Raw genomic sequence first — 5,613 nt, forward strand, 5'->3', positions numbered from 1 at the left:
GCCGTGATCCGTGCGGAGTACTCGTTGACCGGGTTGGGGAACGCGAAAACCTTGCCCCAATCGATGCCGCCCGGTGCGTCGGCCGCGGGTGCCTGGTCCGCCCGGACAGGTGGCTGGATGAGTTTGCTCATCATTCAAGGCTAGGAGCGGGCCATGGCCGGGCGAAATGTTTATTGCGTCGTATGACCTGGGCGCAGCCGCCCGAACGCCTCAGGGCGCGTAGTGTCCGCCGACCATCTGGAGGAACTCGCCCTCGGAAAGAACTTCGATCCGTTGGCCGCGGTCGTGCAGTTCCAGGACGCGGCGCGCCTTGCCCGTCAGGCGGCCTGAGCGAAGGTCAGCCGCGACGAAGCCGTCCCCCACCACCAGGACAGTTGTGCGGGCCGTGACCCGGCTTTCCGGCCGCGCACCCAGCTCGGCGGAACGCAGCTTGGCCTCGGGCCGCGGAATGGCGAGTTCGCCGGTGAACACCACGGTCTGGCCGAAAAGGGGGTGGCCCGGTTCTGCCCCGGCGTTCGGCACGGGGTTGGCACCCTCCTCCGGCCAACCAGGCCGGAACGCCCGCGCGGCCGACGCCGCGCCTGCCCCGGCAGCCAGCGCTTCGAGCGCGGACCTCGTCGCCTTGGACAACGGGTCGGTCCGGGGGTCGAACGCGGGCTGGCGGGATACCATCAGCCCCAGTGAGAGGTACAGTTCGGCGATGCTGGCGGCGCCGTTGCGGGCCGCGATATCGATCAGGATGCCGGCGCAGGCCCGGGCGTCCTCGGCCGCGTCGTGGTGGTTGACCAGCGGGACACCGGCCTCCTCCGCGGCGTAGGGCAGCGAGTTGGACACCAGGGAGTAGCAGCGCCGGGAAAGCATCACCGTGCAGACGAAGTCGTAGGCGGGCCCGGGCARCCCGGAGACTTCCAGGCCGGAACGGATCACACCGAGGTCGAAGGCGGCGTTGTGGGCGGCGATCACGTCACCGCCAATGAAGGCGCCGATCTCGGGAAACAGGTCACCGAAGCGGGGCAGCCCGGCCACCTGCTCGGGCCGGATGCCGTGGATACGGACGTTGTTGTGGTCAAAGGCGTCATGGTTCGCCGGCGGCCGCATCAGCCACGACGCTTCCTCGACGACGACGCCGCCACGGACCTTGGTGAGGCCGACGGCGCACGGCGAGCCGCGGAAGCCGTTCGCGGTCTCGAAGTCGATCGCCGTAAAGTCCAAACCCACGGTCCAACTTTAGCGCCGGATCCGGCCCTACCCGGTCAAGTACCCTAGATAGGTGAACCCAAATACCCTGCACTTCGCCGTGACCACCCTCGGAGGCGCCGGACCGGTCCAGCCGCAGATGGCCTCGTTCCTGCCCGACTGGYTGAACCCCCAGRTCTTCCTCGCCGACCCGGCCCTCGCACCGTGGGTAGTGGTGCTGGTCTGCGGGATCATCTTCGCCGAAACCGGGTTGCTGGTCGGTTTCTTCCTGCCGGGCGACTCCATGCTGTTCACCGCCGGGCTGCTGGTCGCCACTGACACGATCAAGTTCAACATCTGGGCCCTTGCGGCGCTGATCATCGTCTCCGCGATCATCGGCAACCAGACCGGCTACCTCATCGGGTCCAAGGCCGGCCCGGCGATCTTCAACAAGCCTGACTCCAAGCTGTTCAAACGCGAAAACGTCGAAAGCGCGCACGCCTTCTTCGAGAAGCACGGCGGCAAGGCGCTCATCCTGGCCCGCTTCGTCCCCATCATCCGGACCTTTGTCCCGGTGATTGTCGGCGTGGCGCAGATGAGCAAGCGGAAATTCTTCATCTTCAACGTCATCGGCGCCGTGCTCTGGGGCGGCGGCGTCACGCTGCTGGGCTTCCTGCTCGGCGACACGGTGCCGTGGGTCCGGAACAACCTGGACATCATCTTCATCGTGATCGTGCTGCTCTCCGTCATCCCGATCGGCATCGAGGTCATCCGCGGCCTCATCGCCAAGCGCCAGGCCGAGAAGTACGGCACCGGCGTGGTCGAGGAATTCATCGAGGAGCACGAGCCCGAAGACGAGCGCAAGACGCCCTAGCCCTAACCCTGCAGTGACCAGCGGCCACGCCAGCCCGGCTACCTGCCCGCCAGCGCCTCGACGATGGCCGGCAGCAGCGCCCGGAAGGCGTGGCCGCGGTGGCTTATGGCGTTTTTCTCCTCCGCGCTGAGTTCGGCGCAGCTGCGGTCCAGGCCGCTCGGCTGCAGCACCGGGTCGTAGCCAAAGCCCCCGGCCCCGCGCGGCTCCCGCAGCAGCGTGCCTTCGAGCTGGCCGTACTCCACCACTTCTCGCGCACCCCCGGACGACCCCTCCGGTACGGCCAGGGCCGCTGCGCAGACAAACGCCGCGCCGCGGTGCCCGTCCGGGACGTCGGAAAGCTGGTTCAGCAGCAGCTGGAGGTTGGCGGCGTCGTCCCCGTGCCGCCCGGCCCAGCGCGCCGAGAAGATGCCCGGCGCCCCGCCCAGGACGTCCACGGCCAGGCCGGAGTCGTCGGCGATGGCGACCAAGCCCGTGGCTTCCGCCACGGCCCGGGCCTTGAGCAGCGAGTTCTCCGCGAAGGTCACACCGGTTTCGGCGACGTCGGGGGCACCGACGGCGCCCGCGTCCACCACCTGCGTGTCGACGTCGATTCCCGGCAGCTGCCCGCGCAGCAGCTCCCGCAGTTCCCGCAGCTTGCCCTGGTTGTGGGTCGCCAGCACCAGGACCGGAGTGGCCGGGGACTCGGGGACAGCGCCGCTCACGGAGCCTCGGCCAGGGTTTCGCGCTGGATCGCGGCGAGCTGCTCGGTGCCCAGCAGGGCCAGGTCCAGCAGCTTGTTGAGTTCGTCGCGGTCGAACGGCGCTCCCTCGGCGGTGCCCTGGACCTCGACGAACTTGCCCGAACCGGTCACCACAACGTTCATGTCCGTCTCGGCGCGGACGTCTTCGACGTAGGGCAGGTCCAGCATCGGAACGCCGTCGATGATCCCGACCGAAACAGCGGCGATGGTGTCCACCAGCGGCTGGGCGTTGCGGGCGATCAGCTTGTTTTCCCGCGCGAACCGGATCGCCTCGGCAAGGGCGACGTAGGCGCCGGTGATGGCAGCCGTCCGGGTGCCGCCGTCGGCCTGCAGGACATCGCAGTCCAGCACGATCGTGTTTTCGCCCAGGGCCTTGGTGTCGATGATCGAACGCAGCGAACGGCCGATCAGCCGGGAGATCTCGTGGGTACGGCCGCCAATCTTGCCCTTGACGGACTCGCGGGCGGAGCGGGTGTTGGTGGCCCGCGGCAGCATGGCGTATTCGGCGGTGACCCAGCCGCGGCCTTCACCCTTCAGCCAGCGCGGCACGCCCTCGGTCAGCGACGCCGTGCACAGCACCCGGGTGTTGCCGAACTCGATCAGGGCCGAGCCCTCGGCCTGCTTGGACCAGCCGCGGGTGATGCTGATCGGGCGGAGCTGGTCGGGGGTGCGGCCATCGGCGCGGATGACGGGGGTGGTGAGCGCTTCGGAAGTCATGCCCTCCAGCATATCGACTCGGCGCCGGCCCTCCGCCCGGCGGTGTGCTCAGACGGTGTAGTGCACGCCCGCGACGGCGACGGCCACGTGCTGGCCGAAGACCGCTTTGGCCTCGGCGGTGACGGTGGTCTGGGAAGTCCAGACGGGGATGTGCGTGAGCAGGAGCCGCCGCGCCCCGGCGGCCACGGCCGCCTCGCCGGCACGTTTGCCGGTCAGGTGCACGTCCTTGATGTCGTCGTCGCGGCCTTCCTCGAACGCGGCTTCGCACAGGAACAGGTCAGCGTCCCGGGCCGCGTCCTCGAGCCCGGCGCAGGAGTCCGTGTCGCCCGAGTACCCCAGCACCCGGGTCACCGGAGTGCCGTCCTTGTCCGGTTCCGTGACCTCCACCCGCAGGGCGTAGGCCTCCTCCACGGGATGGTTCACCGCGAAGGGGGTGACCGTGAACGGGCCCACCGTCACCGGCTTGCGCTCGGACCAGTTGCTGAAGTCGAATTCCTCGTGCATCCCCGGGTCCAGGTCCAGGCCATAGGCGGTGGCCATCCGGTCGGCCGTGGCGGCGGGACCCCAGACCGGGATCCGGCCGCGTCCCCAGCCGCCCGGCTTCCAGCGGACGGCAACGTGGAGCCCGCACAGGTCCATGCAGTGGTCCGGGTGCAGGTGGGTCAGGAAGATCGCGTCGATATCCTCGAGGTCGGTGTAGCGCTGGATCGCTCCCAGCGCGCCGCTGCCGAGGTCGAGCACGATCTTCCAGCTCCGCTCGCCGTCGTGCGCGGTCAGCAGGTAGCACGACGCCGGTGAGCCGGGCCCCGGGAAAGATCCGGTACAGCCCACGATGGTCAGTTTCACCGGCCGGACCTCCGCAGGTCCGCCAGCTGCGGGGCATCGGCGGAAACAAAGTTGGAGATCCGTGGCCGGTCGGCGCCCGCCTGGGCGGCGGCGATCATTTCCGGCGTGATCCGGGCCAGGCTGCCGGTGGGGTACTGAGCRGCGACGTGGTCCACGTGCCGGACGCTGAGGACCTCGGGGCCGAGGAACCTGCGCGCGAGGTGCTCGAACTGGGCGGCATCACCTGTGGCGATGAAGTTGTGCTCCGGGGCGGTGGTTCCGGTCCGTTCAAGTCCGCGCGAGGCGAGGGCCCGGTAGACGTCCTTCGCCGTTTCCTCGGCGCTGGAGACGAGGGTGACGTCCTCGCCCAGGACGAAGGAGATCACCCCGGTCAGCAGCGGGTAGTGGGTGCAGCCGAGGACCACGGTGTCCACGCCGGCCGCCGTGAGCGGGGCCAGGTATTCACGGGCGACGGCGAGCAGCTCGGGGCCGGTGGTGATCCCTGCCTCGACGTACGGGACGAAGGCCGGGCAGGCGGCGGAGGTGATTTCCAGGTCCGGCGCGGCGGCGAAGGTGTCCTCGTAGGCGCGGGAGCCGACGGTCGCGGAGGTGCCGATGACGCCGACCCTGCCGTTGCGGGTGGCGGCGACGGCGCGGCGCACGGCCGGCTGGATCACCTCGATGACGGGGATGCCGTACCGCGCGGTGTACCGTTCCCGGGCGTCGCGGAGCACAGCAGCGGACGCGGAGTTGCAGGCGATGGTGAGCAGCTTGACGCCGGAATCGACCAGTTCGTCCATGACCCCCAACGCGTTGGCGCGCACCTCGGCGATGGGCAACGGGCCGTACGGGCCGTTGGCGGTGTCGCCGACGTAGAGGATGGACTCATTGGGCAGCTGGTCAATGATGGACCGCGCCACGGTAAGGCCGCCGACGCCGGAGTCGAAAACGCCGATGGGGCGCTCCCCCGGCAGGGATTTCCCGGCGCTGCCCGCTGCGGTCTGCGCCGCAGCGCCCGCCGCCTGATCCGTGCTCGATGCTGAAGTCATGATTATTCGAGGATAGGGCTTCGCTACAAGTGCGGCCATCACATTGTGTCCAGCAACTCGTGTCTGATAGGTCACACCCCGCACCGCGCAGGGGTACCGGCCGCGGCTACGCCTCGAGCGAGGCCAGCATCGCCTGGACCAGGGATTCCTGCAGCCAGGTGGTGAAGTTGTAAACCAGTGCCAGGTAGCTCTCCACGTCCTCGGCCTGCGACCAGTCCTGCATCCGGTGGACG

General features: G+C 69.2%; 7 protein-coding genes. 1 reads left to right on the plus strand and 6 read right to left on the minus strand.

The genetic code is table 11. The features are described from left to right. Nucleotides 1-210: 210 nt before the first annotated feature. Entirely contained in the window at nucleotides 211-1,218 is a 1,008-nt protein-coding gene (locus AC1DHD_RS13720; protein WP_476880247.1) for a 3'-5' exonuclease, read from the minus strand. 118 nt (nucleotides 1,219-1,336) lie between these two features. Here AC1DHD_RS13720 and AC1DHD_RS13725 point away from each other — a divergent pair, with 118 nt between their 5' ends. Beyond that, nucleotides 1,337-2,050, plus strand: a complete 714-nt coding sequence (locus tag AC1DHD_RS13725) for a VTT domain-containing protein (RefSeq protein WP_476880252.1) — start codon at nucleotides 1,337-1,339, stop codon at nucleotides 2,048-2,050. A gap of 38 nt (nucleotides 2,051-2,088) precedes the next feature. Here the strand turns inward: AC1DHD_RS13725 and rdgB are convergent, their stop codons facing one another. The 5 genes from rdgB to AC1DHD_RS13750 all read right to left on the minus strand — a co-directional run. Next, the gene (gene rdgB / locus AC1DHD_RS13730) at nucleotides 2,089-2,751 is read right to left on the minus strand and encodes an RdgB/HAM1 family non-canonical purine NTP pyrophosphatase (RefSeq protein ID WP_476880248.1); all 663 of its coding nucleotides are present in this window, start codon (nucleotides 2,749-2,751) and stop codon (nucleotides 2,089-2,091) included. After that, nucleotides 2,748-3,506, minus strand: coding sequence for a ribonuclease PH (rph, locus tag AC1DHD_RS13735; protein ID WP_476880249.1), 759 nt, complete (start codon nucleotides 3,504-3,506; stop codon nucleotides 2,748-2,750). Before rph ends, rdgB begins: the two co-directional genes overlap by 4 nt. A 48-nt stretch (nucleotides 3,507-3,554) precedes the next feature. Continuing rightward, entirely contained in the window at nucleotides 3,555-4,352 is a 798-nt protein-coding gene (locus AC1DHD_RS13740) for an MBL fold metallo-hydrolase (RefSeq protein WP_476880250.1), read from the minus strand. After that, a complete protein-coding gene (gene murI, locus AC1DHD_RS13745; protein WP_476880251.1) occupies nucleotides 4,349-5,419 on the minus strand; it encodes a glutamate racemase in 1,071 nt (356 codons plus the stop codon). The genes AC1DHD_RS13740 and murI overlap by 4 nt, the downstream gene beginning before the upstream one ends. A 67-nt stretch (nucleotides 5,420-5,486) precedes the next feature. Continuing rightward, nucleotides 5,487-5,613 (minus strand): DUF2017 family protein (locus tag AC1DHD_RS13750; RefSeq protein ID WP_476880253.1); only part of this gene is annotated, 127 nt, incomplete at its 5' end.

The sequence above is a fragment of the Arthrobacter sp. 05L45_2 genome (assembly GCF_056397525.1).